This is a genomic window from Metabacillus schmidteae (genome assembly GCF_903166545.1).
GTDB classification, from domain to species: domain Bacteria; phylum Bacillota; class Bacilli; order Bacillales; family Bacillaceae; genus Metabacillus; species Metabacillus schmidteae.
Genome location: NZ_CAESCH010000001.1, coordinates 2,749,416 through 2,765,450, shown reverse-complemented (window position 1 = coordinate 2,765,450; position 16,035 = coordinate 2,749,416). Strand labels below are relative to the sequence as shown.

Genomic DNA, 16,035 nt, shown 5'->3' with positions numbered 1-16,035 from the left:
CAAAGAGACATATTTCTTTGGATTTTTTCCATTAAAGAAACAGGTCTATTCTCACACATAAAGGTTAAGACTTATGACAGGTTGACGAAAAATATCTACTGATTAACAATAAATCAATATATGTAAAAGCTAATTGTTCAGTTGTTAAGAAGGTGGGACAAGTCTTGGGAAGAATGGAAAGAAGAAATAATCAAAAATCCTTGAAGAAAAAAACGCTATTTTCTTATAAGGTAAGTATTAAACTCGTTGGAGCACTTTTAATATTTGCAATCTGCTGTGTCATAGTTTTCAATATTTTTATTTGGACAAGTGATGTGAGCAAATTAGAAAAACCTGCTCCCCAACCAACAATTATTTATGATCAACATGGAGAAATAGCCAGTAAACTGTCTAATTCAAAAATTGAAGGAGTTTCATTAGATGAAATATCAAAACATATGATTCATGCTGTAATTGCTACAGAAGACCAACGTTTTTATCACCATCATGGTATTAATTATTTTGCTGTAGCAAAGGCATTTGCAACAAATTTGTTGAAAGGCGAAGTCGTTGCAGGTGGAAGTACAATAACTCAGCAGCTTGCTAAAAATGTATTTTTATCACATGAACGGACCCTTACAAGAAAAATGAAGGAATTGATCCTAACAAAAAAGATTGAGCGTTCTTATAGTAAAGATGAGATACTGGAACGGTATTTAAACCAAATTTATTTTGGGGAAGGAGCGTGGGGAATTCAGCGTGCTGCAAAAACCTACTTTGGAAAGAATGCATCTGAATTAACAGTAAGTGAATCAGCAATGTTAGCAGGACTGATAAAGGCACCTTCATCATTATCACCTATTAAAAACTTTGATCAATCAATTCAGAGAAGAAATTTAGTTTTATCTTTGATGGAAAAAGAAGGGTACATCACTAGAAATGAGTTGAAAATTGCAAAAGCTGAACAAGTTGTTTTAGATGTAAGGAAGGTTGAGGACGAATATAAGGGCAATTATCCATATTATGTGGATTATTTAATTGAAGAAGCTATTAAAAAATATAATGTTACTGAAAATGAAATATTATCTGGCGGGCTTCATATTTATACAGAATTAAATACAGTCATTCAAAAGGCTGCAGAAGAAGTTTACAATTCAGAGACTCTTTTTCCAGAGAGTCAACCCGATCAAATTATTCAAAGTGGTGGTGTATTTATTCATCCTTCAACTGGTGGAATTAAAGGCTTAGTAGGGGGAAGAGGCGAACATACATTTCGTGGATTTAACCATGCAAGTCAACTCGTCCGTCAGCCTGGTTCAACAATGAAACCAATAGCTGTCTACACACCTGCCTTAGAAGAGGGATATGAACCATTCAATAACTTAATAGATCAACCTATAACATTTAATGGCGAATATCAGCCTCAAAATTATGACCGTCAATATCGTGGTCAAACCACTATGTATGACGCTGTTATTCATTCCTACAATGTTCCAGCCGTTTGGCTTTTAAATGAAATAGGCTTAGAAAAAGGAATACAAGCTGTTGAACGGTTTGGTATACCATTGCAGGAGGAAGACCAGAGCCTGCCGCTTGCTCTAGGTGGAATGTCTAAAGGCACCTCACCGTTAATTATGGCACAAGCATTTTCAGCGTTTCCAAATAACGGTGTCATGGTTGAAGCCCATTCAATTCGGAAAATCGAAGATGCCAACGGTGAAGTGATTGCCGAATGGCAAAGTAAAGCAACACGCGTGACGGAGCCTGAAGTTGCGCAAAAAATCACGTATTTACTAAATGGAGTTGTGGAAGAAGGAACAGGTAAAAATGCCAAGGTTGAAGGAATTGATGTGGCAGGAAAAACCGGAACAACACAATTACCATTCGATAGTAATGGTGGATCAAACGATCACTGGTTTGTTGGCTATACCCCCGAATTAGTAGGTGCTATATGGTTGGGTTATGACAAGACAGATCAACAGCACTATTTATTATCGTCCAGTAGCCAAACTGCTACATTTGTTTTTAAAGAAATTGTTACCTTATCTAAATCTGAATTAACAGACACATCTTTTGATTTATCACTTATTGACGAAAATATAAAAAAATCGCTTGAGATAAGAGAAAAGGAAATTGAAAAAGAGAGAGAAAAAGAAGAGCAAAATGAAGAAAGAGAAGAGGAGGAAGACAGAGAAAAAGAAAGGGATGAAGAGAAGGAGAAAGATAAGAAAGATGAGAAAGATAAGAAAAATGAAAACAAAGGCAGAGGGAAAGAAAAAGGAAAAGATGAACACGATAAAAAAGATTAAGCCTCTGAGTGTAAAAAGTACTATAAGTTGATGTAAGAAAGACAGACAAAGTATGAAATTGTCTGTCTTTTTTATAAGATCTGGTAAAGTCGTTATTCGTTTATTTACTTGACAAATACACTATTAATCTATATATAATAAACCTTAATTGTTACGATAATTATCGTGCAATAGCAGAAGGAGAAAGAAATGAACCAATTAGAAACACAAAAAGAAATAAGTCATCGAGACTATCTAACATTAGCAATACCACTAATCATATCCGGTATTTCTACACCGTTAATTGGTGCTGTCGACACAGCCGTTGTAGGGAGAGTGTCTGAAGCCTCTGCAATCGGAGCAGTTTCACTTGGTGCTGTTATCTTTAACACAATGTACTGGCTTCTCGGATTTTTAAGGGTTAGTACAACTGGGTTAACTTCACAAGCAAGTGGGGCCAATGATGAAAAAGAGATTGTATACTCCTTCATTAGACCAATTTTTTTAGCTATTTTAATAGGATCCCTGTTTATTCTATTTCAGCTTCCAATTATAAACGTTTCTCTATATATATTCGGAGCAAACCAAACAATTGAAGAACTTACTTCTACTTATTTTTCAATCAGAATATGGGGAGCACCATTTGCTTTAGTCAATTATGTATTAATAGGATGGCTTATGGGAATTGGTAAAGTAAAACGATCACTTGCCACTCAAATATATATGAATGTAGTAAATATTAGTTTAGACCTTTTGTTTGTATTAGTTTTCGGATGGGGTGTATCAGGTGTCGCATATGCAACTGTTATAGCAGAAATTAGTACGGTTTTAATCGGATTAGCCTTTGTTGTGAAGTCAGGAAAACTTACATCTCTTCATCTTAATTTATCTTCTATGCTGAAAAGAGCACCAATAATTAAGATGCTTGTTATAAATCGGGATTTGTTTTTACGAGCAGTTTGTTTGCTATTAATGACAGGGATTTTTACTACCATAGGTGCAAGAATGGGAGAAATTGAGTTAGCTGCAAATGCCATACTATTGCAGGTTCACTATATCATGGCTTACTTAATTTCCGGGTTTGCTAATGCTTCAAGTATTTTAGTTGGCAGATCAATAGGAAGCCATCAACTATCTTTATTTAAAAGAGCCCTTTCTTTATCATTTAAGTGGGGATTAGGGACTGCCATTTTCCTTTCAATCTTTATGTTCGTTTTTGGTCATTTCCTATTAATCGCATTTACGGACTTAGAGGAAGTAAAGAATCTAGCAGGAGAACTCTTTATTTGGATGGCTGTTTATCCAATTGTTGCTTTTTGGGGACTTCAATTGGAAGGTGTGTTCTCAGGTGCAACAGAAGCTAAATTTATTCGAAACACAATTTTTTGCGCACTTATCGTTTTTATTATTTCCATTTGGATTTTTGGCTCAGAGATAAATCCTCATCAACTATGGTTTACATTTAATATATTTACCTTAGGAAGATCATTATTTTTATCTCTCGCTTTAAAAAGGTTAACTCAAATAAAATTTGTATTGGAGAAAGAAGAAACCAGTTCCATAATATGATTTAGGAACTGGCTTTTCATTGTAATAATTTATATAAGAAAATAATTGTTTATCCTTTGTCAAAACAGCAGGAGTTTAACACTTTATGTGGAACTTAAGAATCATACATGAATGCTACAAACCGCTAATATAGTGAATAACATATGACAATGAGGAGGGGGTCCTTTGTACGAGGTAATTGCCGTACTTTCTTTGTTTTTTGTTATCTATTCACTTTATCGTTCACATCAAAATAAAAAATGGAAGTTAATTAACTCCAGTCTAAATCAAGATGAACATTTGTTGCTACTCGATATTTTAACATCAGCAGACATTCCCTACAAAGTACCACCTCCAACGTCGAGGCAAACCCATTATGATATTTATGTTAAAATTAATGACGAAGTGAAAGCGGTTTATTTGTTGCAAACTGTTATTAATTCAAAAAACATTGCTAGCAAATAGAAAGAAGGACAACAAATGAATGAACTCGAGTTCAAGCACACACCCCTTAAAAGGATTTCAAATAACGCCAAATATAATTATATTTTAATGCTATTGATTGTGTTTGGTGGATTTCTAATTTTTGGATTATCTGAAAATGTACGAGGGCCTGCCATACCGATTATTCAACAAGATTTTCACTTAACACAGACTCATCTTGGTACTCTATTAGCTTTAAATTCTCTCGGATATTTACTTGCATGTTCATTTACATCCATTCTTGCGAACAAAATTGGCATAAAGTTGACAGGTATCGCTGCATTTTTATCGATGACTGCTGCTGGATTTATTATCTATTTTTCTACAACCTTTCCAACTCTTTCTGCTTCTTTTTTCTTTTTATATATTGGTAACGGTATGTTGGAAATTGGACTCGGAATTATGGCTGCAAGGATTTTCACGAAAAATACCGGTATGATGATGAATCTATCTCACTTTTTTTATGGATTAAGCTCAACGGTCGCCCCTATAATGGCTGCTTCCATTATGGGATGGAATGGAGTAAGTGGAGAAGAATTTGGATGGCGGGGAATGTACCTTTTTATATTATGTTTTTCATTACTACCGATCATTCCTTCATTACTAGGGAAATTTCCCACTGAGAATATGGAGGAAGGGTCTGTTTTATCTTTTAAAAATCTTTCAAAAGATCCAATTGCTTGGTTAATCGTTGCAATTTTATCCTTTGGCGTCGTATCAGAGCTTGCCGTCGGGGGATGGTTAATTAATTATTTAGTAAAGGCTTATCAATGGGAATTAACAGATGCTTCAAATATGCTTTCTTTATTTTTCCTGTTTTTCATGCTATCTAGATTATTGCTTGGACCATTAACTGATAAAATTGGATTTATAAAATCAATTATGTTGTTTTCTGCTTTTTCAGGTCTATGCAGCTTTGCGGCTATTATTATAGGTGAAAAAGGCGCCATGTTATTTGCCATCTCAGGTGTTGGAATTGCGTTGATTTATCCAACTGTTATGGCACTTTTAGCTAAAAGGTATCCTAAAGGAACTGGAACTGCTATTACTTTTACTGTAACATTAATGGGGATTGCCAGTGTAATTGGAAATTTTCTGATTGGTTTTATTATTGACTTTGTTACAAATGTATTCAGTAATGGTGAAAATGACTTGATAGGCTTACAAGCAGGTTATGGTTTTATCGCATTACTAGCATTGTTATGTTCTATCTGTTGTTATTTCCTTTATCACATTCTTCGTAAACGAAATGAATTAGTGTAAGATTTTTATGCATGGCAACTTTTTGTCATGCATTTTCCAATTGAATCCTAGTAGATGATTAATATAGGAGCTTATCTTAATCATTGTTTTAGAAGGTATTGGAAAGAAATCAACTAAAGTTAGCATTGTTTTAGACGTAATAAAAGAGACTCATCATCAAATAAAAGGTGGAGAAAAAATGGAGAATATCGGGAATATCATTATCTTAAATGGTGCTCCAAGGTCTGGAAAAACAAGCATTGCCAAATCTATACAAAACAACTTTGAAGGTGTGTGGATGAACCTAGGTGTAGATCAAATGATGAAAATGACCCCAGATGCTTATCAACCAAGTATTGGCTTGCGTCCTGGAGGAGAGAGACCTGATCTCGAACCTGTAATTGAACGTTTATACATCGTCCTGTACGAGTCGATTGCTTCTTTTAGTCGAGCAGGTCTAAATATTGTAGTAGATGTTGGTCATCATGATGGATATTCCAATTCATTAGGTATACTAAAAAAATGTGCACTGATCCTGAAAGAATTTCCTGTTTACTTTATAGGTGTTCGCTGTCCTATAGAAGAGATTATGGAAAGAAGACGTATGACATGGAATATGGGCTACACATCAGAAGGTGAGATTCCAAAGCCTGTACAGTTATGGCAGAAACTTGTTCATAAGCCAGGTATTTATGATCTGGAAGTAGACACGTCAATTTTATCCCCGGAAGATTGTGCTAATCTCATTAAATTAAGAATAAAACATGGACCGCTGCCTACTTCTTTTAAAGAAATTCGTAAGTTGTAACTTATAAAAATCTTAATTTATGATTTGTATATCTGAATCGCTTACTAATAAAATTTGTTCTCCAAAAACAATTTCATAATTCCCATTTCCATAATTATAAATAACTTCACAATTTATTCCTTTATAGATCACGATTTGCTGAGTCATTGTACTCGTTTCGTTTGACATGAATACTCCTCCTATTAAGGTAATGACTTACTTTTCATTTTCTACACTATGTTTAATCCTCTTGATAAAAATGAAAAACCGTCAATACATAACCATGCTGATAAAAGCATGCTGAAAGATGAATGACGGTTAGCTTCAAGCAGGATACCCTATCATTAAACCAACTGTTATAACAACGTTTTCCATCGACTTAAATTGCGGACAGGTTCGCTATCTCAACTCAACTCGACACATTTACTATTCTAACAACAATTTAACAACGTTTGCACTACTAATCATCCGACAATTTTAGTCAAACTTTTTATGCTTCATATCACTTTTTGAAAGGGTTTTCAATAGTAATTCTCAAAAAATATCTTTAATATTTTTACCATTTCCATTACAATAAATTTTACGGAAGATTATCTTACATACTTCTTGAAAAACTCAACGTAAGGGGAAAATTTTATGAATGTTGAGAAAACACTACAAAAAAATCAGCAAAGTGTCATTTTATTTTTTCATTCTTATCTCATGAAAATGAAGGGAAACCAAAGAATTCATACAAACGTGAAGCTTGGGGATACGATTATTTCTGCGGGCGGCGGCTTAATTGCCATTACACTTATTAGCTTTGTAGCAGTTATGTTAGGCTATCCAATGATTTTAGGTCCAATGGGTGCCAGTTGTTTATTGGTATTTGCTGCACATTCATTACCATTTTCACAACCACGACAAATTGTTGGCGGACACCTTGTTTCAACATTTACAGCATTATTGATTTGGAGTGTATTTGGTAAATCTCATTTATCGATAGGACTTACACTTGCTATTGTATTATTCCTTATGATTACCTTTAAATTAATTCATCCACCTGCAGCAGCAAGTGCAATGGTGGCAATTAACACAGAAGCAGGCTGGGGCCTTTTATTTTCTATAGTCTTGTCGTCTGTCCTCCTCATTTCAATTTCAGTACTTTATAATAATTTATTTAAAAATAGACAATATCCTAAACAGTGGATATAAAGTAAAGGTAAGAGGCTGCTCATGCAGTCTCTTTTTGTGCTATCAGCAATATTATGGATGTAATTAAAGGCTGTTTTCGCATACTTTGTTGTTATTTAATGCAGTTTATAGTCATAATTAGTTCGTTCCATTGCGCTCCACTATAAAGTTATATTCTTTAACTGCAACAATTTTTACGAAAACAGTAATTAAAAAATTTTAAGGATTTGCACTAGGACTTAGCGATAAGCTAAGTTTTTCTATTTTTTTCACATCTTAAAGAAATAATAAGAACTATGAAGATGAGCATATGATTATTAATGTTACATAATATATGTTAAACTGATATTAAGTAACTAGGTCGACTGATTAAAAACAGACGTAAGAGAAAAAACCCTTACAGCGAAATCACATAGAAATTATTTAGTGTTTTTATGTAGAAACATGACTCATCTCGTGCACAAACACTTAGATATATCGGGGTTAAAAAGAAGGAAGGGTATGAAGTGAAGGTTGATGTTAATTTATCATGCGATCGATATGAAGGGGGAGCATAGATGTTAGAAAATTTCGAAATAGATTACTTTATTTTTTTCACAGCATTTTTACTCATTATGGGGGTCATTACGACCAAATTCTCATCAAAACTTGGTGTTCCTGCACTTGTATTATTTATGGGTGTTGGAATGATTATGGGAAGCGATGTTTTAGGACTGATTTATTTTGATAACCCTAAACTCGCTCAATTAATTGGGATACTTGCTCTTGTTGTTATCTTATTTGAAGGGGGATTACAAACTAAGTGGTCTTCAGTAAAGTCTGTTGCAACACCTTCATTATCTTTGGCAACATTAGGTGTTTTAATCACTACAATCGTTGTGGCAATAGCAGCAAAACTGATCTTTAATGTTAGTTGGCTTGAAGGATTTTTATTTGGAGCAATTGTAGGTTCAACTGATGCTGCTGCAATTTTTGCGGTATTAAAGGGTCAAAACATAAATGAGCGTCTCAGTTCAACACTAGAAGCTGAATCTGGTACAAATGATCCGATGGCTGTATTTTTAACTTTATCTCTTATAGAAATGTTAAGCTCTGATACAACATCATATCTCATGTTAATAGGTTCTTTTGTTTGGCAGATGGCTGTTGGATTAGGATTAGGTTATATTTTAGGCCGTTTTGCAAGTTATGCAATCAATAAGATCAATTTGGATTCAAGTGGTTTATACCCTATATTTGCTTTAGCTTTTTCTCTACTCACATACAGCTTGACTGATTTAATTAATGCAAGTGGTCTTTTAGCTGTATATATCGCGGCAATCGTTATCGGTAACCGTGATTTAACATATCGACATTCCATTTTTCGTTTTAATGAAGGTTTTGCCTGGATGATGCAAATTTTAATGTTTATCATACTCGGTTTACTCGTTTTTCCATCTCAATTTCTTTCTATTGAACTTATTTTTAAAGGATTGTTACTCTCCATCATTTTAATTTTCATTGCTAGACCTGTTGCTGTATTTCTATCAACCATTAAAATGAAATTTAGTATAAATGAAAAAATCTTCTTGTCTTGGGCGGGGCTGAAGGGTGCCGTACCTATTGTACTTGCGACATTTCCTATGACTATGGGGATAGAGAATAGTCAATTAATATTTAATGTTGTTTTCTTCGTTGTTCTAACTTCAGCCTTAATACAAGGCTCGACGATCTCAATTTTTGCGGAAAAGCTTGGACTTAATGGACCGAAAAAAACAGAAGCACCACACACTCTTGAGCTTGTTTCCATCGGAAAAGCAAATGCTGAGATTATCGAGGTAGAAGTCAATGCCCAAGAACATATCATAAATCAACCGTTAAAGGATATCGAATTCCCTAAAGAAGTGCTAATAAACGCGATAATTAGAAACGGATTATTAGTAACACCTCATGGAGATACAAAAATAAAGTCAGGAGATATTCTTTATATCCTTGTTTCTAAAAAGAAAATGAACGAATTAAAGCAATTTTTAACCCGAAAAACAACTTTTCTAAATGATTCAGAGGGATTAGAGCAAGAGCAAGCTACCAATGATTAAATCTTGGTAGCTTTTTATCATTTCATTTACTGATTATTATGTTTGCTTTCTATCCTCTTAAATATTTTAATAATGCTCCAGCAGAATAAGCCTATAACCCAATAGATAGGAAACGAATAAATGTTCTTCCATGTTATTTCCATGTACATATTTAATCTTTCCATTGTGGTTTCTGCCACAAATGCAATAAGTAATGCAAGTAGGCCTGTTGAGAAAAAGAACGTTTTGAATGTCCTCCCTGATAGTTGATATATAAGCATAAAAGGAATGATGATAATTCCTACATCATACGGATACATCTGCGGGTACAAATAAGGAGTTAATCGAACAGGATATGTCCATACCATTGCATTACTTCCTATTGAATCTAAAAAAATTGCAATGATGCCAAAAAACATTCCGAAAGCAGTTATTTCAGTAATTCTTTTTTTATCAACAATAATAAACCAGACAAATGGTGACAAGATACTTAATGTAACTAAAACCCACCATTTAATAGTTAAGTAATTATGTTCTTGCCAGTAGGAGTGAAGAGTTTGATAAAAAAGTTTTTCCTCCTGCAGCAGCTCATCTAATGATATCGATTGTAAAAATTGAATTGGTAAAAAATCTATAACCATTTCCAATCACAGCACCACATTTTGTCTTATTTGTCTTTAGTCTTACCAAAAAATATAAGAATAATTAAAAGTTGTTAGTTGAAGTAGTGAATAAAAATTGAAAATTATCTTGATATTATAGACATGTAACCAAAAGGTGTTATAATAAAGTGTAACCAAAAGGTTTCATTTTCTTTATTTATAGGAGTGATTTATATGCCGGAAGTACAAGATATCAAGAAAACTACGATTTTTGAGGCACCAATTCAGAAAGTATGGAAAGTTATATCAACAGCAGAAGGAATTTCCGAATGGTTTATGCCTAATGATTTTCAACCAAAGGTTGGACATGAATTTCATATACAATCTCCATTTGGTCCGTCACCTTGTAAAGTTTTAGAAGTAGATGAACCAACAAAAATTGTTTTCTCCTGGGACACTGATGGTTGGATTGTCTCATTTTTCTTAAAAGATTTAGATGGTAAAACAGAATTCACATTAATTCATAGTGGATGGAAAGATTCTGACGATATTCAACAAAAAGCAAATGAAAAAGCTTCTGTTGTACGTGACAGAATGAATGGCGGATGGGAAAATATTGTAAATGTTAATCTTCGAAAGGCTGTTGAACAATAAGTGGTTCAAGCAAAGCATGATGTGTTTCAAGCTATTGCTGACCCGACTAGAAGAGAGGTTCTTCGTTTACTAGCTAAAAAAGAGTTACCGATAACAGAGATTACAGCACATTTTCCAATTAGCCGTACAGCAATCACAAAACATCTCCATATTCTTTCAGAAGCAGAATTAGTGAGTGGAAAAAAAGTAGGCCGGGAAAAAATTTATCAACTTCACACTGAACCACTCATGGAATTAAAAGATTGGCTTTCATATTACGAGCAATTTTGGGATAACAAGTTATCTATGTTGAAACATTTGGTTGAAAATGATGAAGATAACAATCTTTAATAAAGTATCAAAAAAACGCACTTGTTTAGGTGCGTTTTTTAGTATACATATAAAGATTTTTTTCCAGGATTAGTGGTAAACAAAAGATTTTTAGATCATGAATTTAAAAATTTCTTTAACTTTTACAGCCATTACTTGTAAACTAAAGATATAAATAAAATATATGTTTAGCTTACAAGAAAGGAGTTATTTATGGATTTTAAAGAAGTAGTCAAAAATAGACGAGAAATTACGAAGTTTTCAAACAAAGAAATTCCAATGGAAATTTTAGATGAAATCATTCACCAAGTTTCTTTATCACCAACAGGAAATAATTTACCATCTAGAGAATTTGTTATCGTTCAAACCCGGAAAACATTAGACTATTTATCTGTAACGACTCCTTATATGCAATGGTTAAAAGAAGCTCAAACTGCAATTGTTATAACCGGTTGCCCTAATATAAGTAAGTATTGGCTGCAGGATGCATCCATTGCCAGTAGTTACATATGGTTAGCAGCTGTAAATGAAGGATTAGGGTGTGCTTTCGGTGCTGTGTACAATATCACGAATGAAGCCGAAACTTCTCAAAGAGAGAATTACGTTAGAACTGCACTCTCAATTCCTCATGATCGAAAAATCGTTGCCATTTTAGGTTTAGGATATGTGAGTGAACACCCATCTAAAAAGAAAATCATTCCAAAAGAAGACATCTTCCATTATGAGGAATTCAATCAATAAATAGGAGGTTTTCTATGGTTGAAAAAATCGGTGAATGTGTATCATGTAAAAAAATCGTTTACTGTACGAACGGGTTTTTAAATGGAATAGTCATAAATTCAGAAGTTTATTGCTTTGCTTGTGCAGAAAAAAATGATCATCAAAGCGGACCTTCTACGGATTAACCATAGAAACAAGGTATGGGGAACCGTATATGTAGAAAGGTTCCCCACTTATAAATATAATAAGTAAAAAGACTATTTTCTATTAATATTGTAAAAATAATCCATTCGTATTAAAATTTAAATTAAATGTACCTTTAATGAAAAGAGTAGAGAAGACATGTTTGAATGGCTCAATCATAATATTAGTTTAGCAACACTTTTGTGGTTATTTCCGATCACATTTTTAATACATGATTTTGAAGAAATACTTTTTGTTGAACGATGGTTTAAGAAGAATTATTCCACTACTTCTCACAAAGTACCAGAATTCTTTAGACATACATTTCAGAAAATGTCAACAATTACGGCTGCACAATTCACTTTACCTGTCGCCCTCCAATTTTTCGTATACATTATTTCTACATACTTTGCTGTAGAGCATCAATATTATCCCATGTTCCTTGGCTTTAATTTGATTTTACTATTACATGTGTTTATGCATATTGGTCAATCGATGTTGTTAGGTGTATATGCACTTGGACTTGGTACAGCTGTGACAGTAACCTTACCATATTCAATATACTTATTTTATAGGTTGGTAGATGAAGGTATAGTTGAAATATCAACAATTCTCACTTCTTTGCCATACGGACTGATAACTATCTTAATTGTCTTATTAGGACACAAAATGGCACACAAACTGTTATAACTTTCATTTTAGATTCCGATTAATAATTAAAGAATATGATTAACTAAACTTGAAAGAGTGATAACATGAACTTTTCATTGAAAGAAGCTGTTGAAATCCTTGAGCGTACACCCAAAACATTACCGGTTTTTTTAACTGGTGTATCACACGGTTGGATTCATAGTAATGAAGGTGAAGGAACATGGAATGTTAAGGAAGTCATTGAACACTTAATTGAAGCAGAAAAACACAATTGGATTCCGCGCTTAGAATTTATTCTTCGAGAAGGTGATCGTCAACCGTTCCCGGCATTTGACCGGTATTCGCATCTACAAAATGTAACAGAAGCTTCAATAGACGAACTTTTAGAAGAATTTACTGAAATCCGCGAGGAAAACATAAAAATACTAGTTAAACTAGTGCAAACTGAGAACCAATTGAAGAAAGTTGGCTATCATCCTGCATTGGGAACAGTAAAGGTTAGAGAATTAATTTCAACATGGGCTGTTCACGATCTAACCCATTTATCACAGATTGTAAGAGTAATGGCAAACAGATATAGAGAAGACGTTGGTCCTTGGCAGGAATATTTAGGGGTATTAAAGAAGTAATCGTTTTTATCATGTCAAACATCATGTAAATGGATTTATAGATAGATTAAGGAAAAATCATGAGGATTTCCTCATGATTTTTATGTGAAATCTACATTTTTACTTTTCTAGCACCTAAATAACATGGTTTCCAATAGGAATTGTTCATATCTGTAATTGTCACACCTGTTGACGAACCGGCATGGATAAATTTATTGTCTCCGATATAAATACCCGCATGAGTGGGGCTTTTTGCTGTTGTAGCATAGAACACTAGATCTCCTTTTGCAGGTGAAGTTACAGGTGTTGTAGCATCCCAAATTGTTGCTACTGTGCGGGGAATTGTAACTCCCTGTGTTTGAAAGACATATTTCAAATAACCCGAGCAATCAAAACCAGATGGAGTATTTCCAGCCCATACATATGGAACACCAATATATTTTTTTGCTTCAGTTATTAGTTTTTCTGTATTCAAAGAAGATTGTGTGATTTGTTGTTCCGTTAAATAGAGTACTTGTCCAACTTTAATCGTATCAGTGGATAAATTATTTATCGCTTTTAATTGCGTTACAGATAATCCGGCAGAAAGAGCGATCTTCCATAATGTATCTCCAGGTTGAACCGTATAACTCTCACTTGTCATTTTTGTAGATGAACTCGTTTCTCCTGTAGTTGCAGCGGAATTTGGTACAGTTAAAACTTGTCCGATATAAATAATATCAGAACTTAATTGATTCATAGATTTAAGTTCAGTGACGGATATTCTGTAGATTTTTGCAATCAGTGATAAAGAATCACCTGATTTCACCGTATATGAGGCTGTTTGTTCATGTGAATGTGGTGCCAGTAGTGATAAATTTTGTCCTACATAAATAGTAGAAGATGTTAATTGATTGTACTGCATAATTTGCTCTACAGTTAAATGATGAGATGAGGCAATTTTCCATAAAGAGTCACCAGTTTGAACTTGATATGTTTTCTCATGAGCAGAAGCTTGATTGGAAATCCCAATAGTAAGAATGCCAATTGTAGTAAACGCCAAGATGACATGCTTTTTCAAGTGTACACACTCCTAATTTGTCAAAAGACACATAATAAAAACCTATTTAATCATAACCGGATCCTTTTCGTACTTATACTGTAAAAATGTTGGAGAATCAGGTGAGAATTTCCATTTATTTATTAATGAAAAAGCAAAAAATAAATAGAGTATAGAAAACGATGAATGATACTTAAAAAATACTTATTGGAATAGAGAGAATAAGAAATAAACCTTTTTATAGGAGTTGAAAAGAGTTGACGAAATTCAATTTAAAACTTGGAGAAAAAAATGAAGATTAGACAATTAGAGAATGGTGAGCAAGTTCCAATCGAGTTGTTGCTTCAAGCAGATCCATCAGAAAAATTAATTAATGAATATGTTAGGATAGGTGAATGCTATGTTGCGGAGTTAAAAGAAAGAGTAATAGGAACATATGTATTACTTGAGAAAAACACTACTACAATTGAATTAAAAAATATAGCAGTGAATGAAGAATTTCAAGGTCGAGGATTAGGAAAAGAACTTCTTTTTCATTCAATTGAACAAGCTAGAAAGATGGGTTACAGGACAATAGAGGTAGGTACAGGTAATTCGAGTATTGGACAATTGGCATTTTATCAAAAATGTGGATTTCGAATCATTGAGATTGACCATGATTTTTTCTTGCGACATTATCCTGAACCCATCGTTGAAAATGGAATTCAATGTCTAGATATGATCGTATTGAGACTGGTTTTACAATAAAATCTAAATAAAGTTGTGGCTGGATGGTAATTCTCAACTTATCCAACCACCATCTTTTATAAAGCTTAATCGCTAGTTTAATGAAGATCCAATCTAAAAATTCTTCGATAAATAGATCTTGAACTAAACACCATAAAACTGTACCAAAGTAAAGTCCACTTTTGTAAACGTCGATTTACAGTCAGTATCCCTAATTTTAGTAAAATGCTATTAATTATTTTATAAATGAATAGATGAATGATTCGAATAGTCATTCCCTTTTCTTTCGCCAAAAAAGTAGATACACATGACATAACAAGACTATATAGTGGTGCAATCATAAAGTGAAGGCGAATGGATTGTTTTTTACCAATTCTAAATCGAATCATATCAAGATAGGCTAAAACAAACATAATATTTGTTTCAATTACCATGATTGTTAAATAAGTAGCTAAAGTTCTCGTTATTATTTTTTGTTGCTGTAGACCTTTGTACAGGACGTCACTTAACCCATAGTAAATAGGTAATAAGATAACTGTGTAGATTGGTCTCCACCAATTTATATGATAAATTTTTAAGAATATAAATAACCGTTCAATACAATAAAAAAAGATTGTAAATCCCACTTTCCATGTCCATTTCATATTAAATATGGTTATAAACGTGGAAGACACGGGAATATACAGTCCTTGTGAAAGAATGGCGCCAAAAATATTATCAAAATAACGTTTTTTTAATACTGTTGGTTTATACGTATAAGCTTGAAATAAATTCAAAACAATATATTCAAATATAAACGCCATTCCTATATTTGAGAAAAACAAAACCCACGTATTAGCTGATTTATGCTTCTTTAATATAAGAACAAATACAGATTGAAACAAAGCTAAAAGTAAAAAAGGAACTGACCTTCTCTTCAAACGGCCCCTCTTTTTCATAAAATCACCAACTCTTCAACCTTTCCTATTATCATGTGTAATTAATAC

The 16,035-nt window shown here is 33.3% G+C and carries 18 protein-coding genes; 14 read left to right on the top strand and 4 right to left on the bottom strand.

Annotation, left to right across the window (positions count from 1 at the left end; translation table 11 throughout):
* Positions 1–173 precede the first annotated feature (173 nt).
* From HWV59_RS13280 to HWV59_RS13260, 5 genes are all read left to right on the top strand, one after another.
* Positions 174–2,288, top strand: coding sequence for a transglycosylase domain-containing protein (locus HWV59_RS13280; protein ID WP_175640057.1), 2,115 nt, complete (start codon positions 174–176; stop codon positions 2,286–2,288).
* Positions 2,289–2,477: 189 nt separating this feature from the next.
* Positions 2,478–3,836 (top strand): MATE family efflux transporter, encoded by a 1,359-nt coding sequence (locus tag HWV59_RS13275; protein WP_175639096.1) that lies wholly within the window; start codon positions 2,478–2,480, stop codon positions 3,834–3,836.
* Positions 3,837–4,001: 165 nt separating this feature from the next.
* Complete coding sequence (locus HWV59_RS13270; protein WP_102231415.1) at positions 4,002–4,280, top strand: hypothetical protein; 279 nt, start codon at positions 4,002–4,004, stop codon at positions 4,278–4,280.
* 15 nt (positions 4,281–4,295) lie between these two features.
* A complete protein-coding gene (locus HWV59_RS13265) occupies positions 4,296–5,561 on the top strand; it encodes an MFS transporter (protein WP_102231416.1) in 1,266 nt (421 codons plus the stop codon).
* 178 nt (positions 5,562–5,739) lie between these two features.
* Positions 5,740–6,348: a chloramphenicol phosphotransferase CPT family protein gene (locus HWV59_RS13260; RefSeq protein WP_175639095.1), complete on the top strand. Its 609-nt coding sequence runs from the start codon at positions 5,740–5,742 to the stop codon at positions 6,346–6,348.
* Between the two features lie 12 nt (positions 6,349–6,360).
* Here the strand turns inward: HWV59_RS13260 and HWV59_RS13255 are convergent, their stop codons facing one another.
* The gene (locus HWV59_RS13255; RefSeq protein ID WP_175639094.1) at positions 6,361–6,516 is read right to left on the bottom strand and encodes a hypothetical protein; all 156 of its coding nucleotides are present in this window, start codon (positions 6,514–6,516) and stop codon (positions 6,361–6,363) included.
* A 447-nt stretch (positions 6,517–6,963) separates the two neighbouring features.
* On the opposite strand from HWV59_RS13255, the gene HWV59_RS13250 reads away from it, so the two are divergent.
* The gene (locus tag HWV59_RS13250; protein WP_175639093.1) at positions 6,964–7,521 is read left to right on the top strand and encodes an HPP family protein; all 558 of its coding nucleotides are present in this window, start codon (positions 6,964–6,966) and stop codon (positions 7,519–7,521) included.
* A gap of 536 nt (positions 7,522–8,057) precedes the next feature.
* Positions 8,058–9,578, top strand: coding sequence for a potassium/proton antiporter (locus HWV59_RS13245; protein ID WP_175639092.1), 1,521 nt, complete (start codon positions 8,058–8,060; stop codon positions 9,576–9,578).
* A gap of 26 nt (positions 9,579–9,604) precedes the next feature.
* On the opposite strand, the gene HWV59_RS13240 is transcribed toward HWV59_RS13245, so the two are convergent.
* Positions 9,605–10,198, bottom strand: a complete 594-nt coding sequence (locus HWV59_RS13240) for a CBO0543 family protein (protein ID WP_328824331.1) — start codon at positions 10,196–10,198, stop codon at positions 9,605–9,607.
* 195 nt (positions 10,199–10,393) lie between these two features.
* On the opposite strand from HWV59_RS13240, the gene HWV59_RS13235 reads away from it, so the two are divergent.
* The 6 genes from HWV59_RS13235 (at position 10,394) to HWV59_RS13210 (ending at position 13,305) form a co-directional block, all read left to right on the top strand.
* Positions 10,394–10,813: an SRPBCC family protein gene (locus HWV59_RS13235; protein ID WP_175639090.1), complete on the top strand. Its 420-nt coding sequence runs from the start codon at positions 10,394–10,396 to the stop codon at positions 10,811–10,813.
* Positions 10,814–11,143, top strand: a complete 330-nt coding sequence (locus tag HWV59_RS13230; RefSeq protein WP_175639089.1) for an ArsR/SmtB family transcription factor — start codon at positions 10,814–10,816, stop codon at positions 11,141–11,143.
* A 192-nt stretch (positions 11,144–11,335) separates the two neighbouring features.
* On the top strand, positions 11,336–11,863 hold the full coding sequence (locus HWV59_RS13225; protein ID WP_102231423.1) for a nitroreductase family protein: 528 nt from the start codon (positions 11,336–11,338) through the stop codon (positions 11,861–11,863).
* 14 nt (positions 11,864–11,877) lie between these two features.
* Positions 11,878–12,027 (top strand): hypothetical protein, encoded by a 150-nt coding sequence (locus HWV59_RS13220; protein WP_175639088.1) that lies wholly within the window; start codon positions 11,878–11,880, stop codon positions 12,025–12,027.
* Positions 12,028–12,184: 157 nt separating this feature from the next.
* A complete protein-coding gene (locus tag HWV59_RS13215) occupies positions 12,185–12,715 on the top strand; it encodes an HXXEE domain-containing protein (protein ID WP_175639087.1) in 531 nt (176 codons plus the stop codon).
* A 65-nt stretch (positions 12,716–12,780) separates the two neighbouring features.
* Positions 12,781–13,305, top strand: a complete 525-nt coding sequence (locus HWV59_RS13210) for a DinB family protein (RefSeq protein ID WP_175639086.1) — start codon at positions 12,781–12,783, stop codon at positions 13,303–13,305.
* Positions 13,306–13,396: 91 nt separating this feature from the next.
* Here the strand turns inward: HWV59_RS13210 and HWV59_RS13205 are convergent, their stop codons facing one another.
* Positions 13,397–14,344: a C40 family peptidase gene (locus tag HWV59_RS13205; protein WP_175639085.1), complete on the bottom strand. Its 948-nt coding sequence runs from the start codon at positions 14,342–14,344 to the stop codon at positions 13,397–13,399.
* Between the two features lie 270 nt (positions 14,345–14,614).
* On the opposite strand from HWV59_RS13205, the gene HWV59_RS13200 reads away from it, so the two are divergent.
* Positions 14,615–15,070, top strand: a complete 456-nt coding sequence (locus HWV59_RS13200; protein WP_175639084.1) for a GNAT family N-acetyltransferase — start codon at positions 14,615–14,617, stop codon at positions 15,068–15,070.
* A gap of 77 nt (positions 15,071–15,147) precedes the next feature.
* Here the strand turns inward: HWV59_RS13200 and HWV59_RS13195 are convergent, their stop codons facing one another.
* Positions 15,148–15,969 carry a hypothetical protein gene (locus HWV59_RS13195; RefSeq protein ID WP_175639083.1) on the bottom strand — a complete coding sequence of 274 codons (822 nt, stop codon included), beginning with the start codon at positions 15,967–15,969 and terminating at the stop codon, positions 15,148–15,150.
* Between the last annotated feature and the right edge of the window lie 66 nt (positions 15,970–16,035).

Excerpts from the sequence above, each read along its gene's own strand:
- HWV59_RS13280 (WP_175640057.1), top strand. The coding sequence starts at position 174 with ATGGAAAGAAGAAATAATCAAAAATCCTTGAAGAAAAAAACGCTATTT.
- HWV59_RS13275 (WP_175639096.1), top strand. The coding sequence starts at position 2,478 with ATGAACCAATTAGAAACACAAAAAGAAATAAGTCATCGAGACTATCTA.
- HWV59_RS13265 (WP_102231416.1), top strand. The coding sequence starts at position 4,296 with ATGAATGAACTCGAGTTCAAGCACACACCCCTTAAAAGGATTTCAAAT.
- HWV59_RS13260 (WP_175639095.1), top strand. The coding sequence starts at position 5,740 with ATGGAGAATATCGGGAATATCATTATCTTAAATGGTGCTCCAAGGTCT.
- HWV59_RS13255 (WP_175639094.1), bottom strand. The coding sequence starts at position 6,516 with ATGTCAAACGAAACGAGTACAATGACTCAGCAAATCGTGATCTATAAA.
- HWV59_RS13250 (WP_175639093.1), top strand. The coding sequence starts at position 6,964 with ATGAATGTTGAGAAAACACTACAAAAAAATCAGCAAAGTGTCATTTTA.
- HWV59_RS13245 (WP_175639092.1), top strand. The coding sequence starts at position 8,058 with ATGTTAGAAAATTTCGAAATAGATTACTTTATTTTTTTCACAGCATTT.
- HWV59_RS13240 (WP_328824331.1), bottom strand. The coding sequence starts at position 10,198 with ATGGTTATAGATTTTTTACCAATTCAATTTTTACAATCGATATCATTA.
- HWV59_RS13235 (WP_175639090.1), top strand. The coding sequence starts at position 10,394 with ATGCCGGAAGTACAAGATATCAAGAAAACTACGATTTTTGAGGCACCA.
- HWV59_RS13225 (WP_102231423.1), top strand. The coding sequence starts at position 11,336 with ATGGATTTTAAAGAAGTAGTCAAAAATAGACGAGAAATTACGAAGTTT.
- HWV59_RS13220 (WP_175639088.1), top strand. The coding sequence starts at position 11,878 with ATGGTTGAAAAAATCGGTGAATGTGTATCATGTAAAAAAATCGTTTAC.
- HWV59_RS13215 (WP_175639087.1), top strand. The coding sequence starts at position 12,185 with ATGTTTGAATGGCTCAATCATAATATTAGTTTAGCAACACTTTTGTGG.
- HWV59_RS13210 (WP_175639086.1), top strand. The coding sequence starts at position 12,781 with ATGAACTTTTCATTGAAAGAAGCTGTTGAAATCCTTGAGCGTACACCC.
- HWV59_RS13200 (WP_175639084.1), top strand. The coding sequence starts at position 14,615 with ATGAAGATTAGACAATTAGAGAATGGTGAGCAAGTTCCAATCGAGTTG.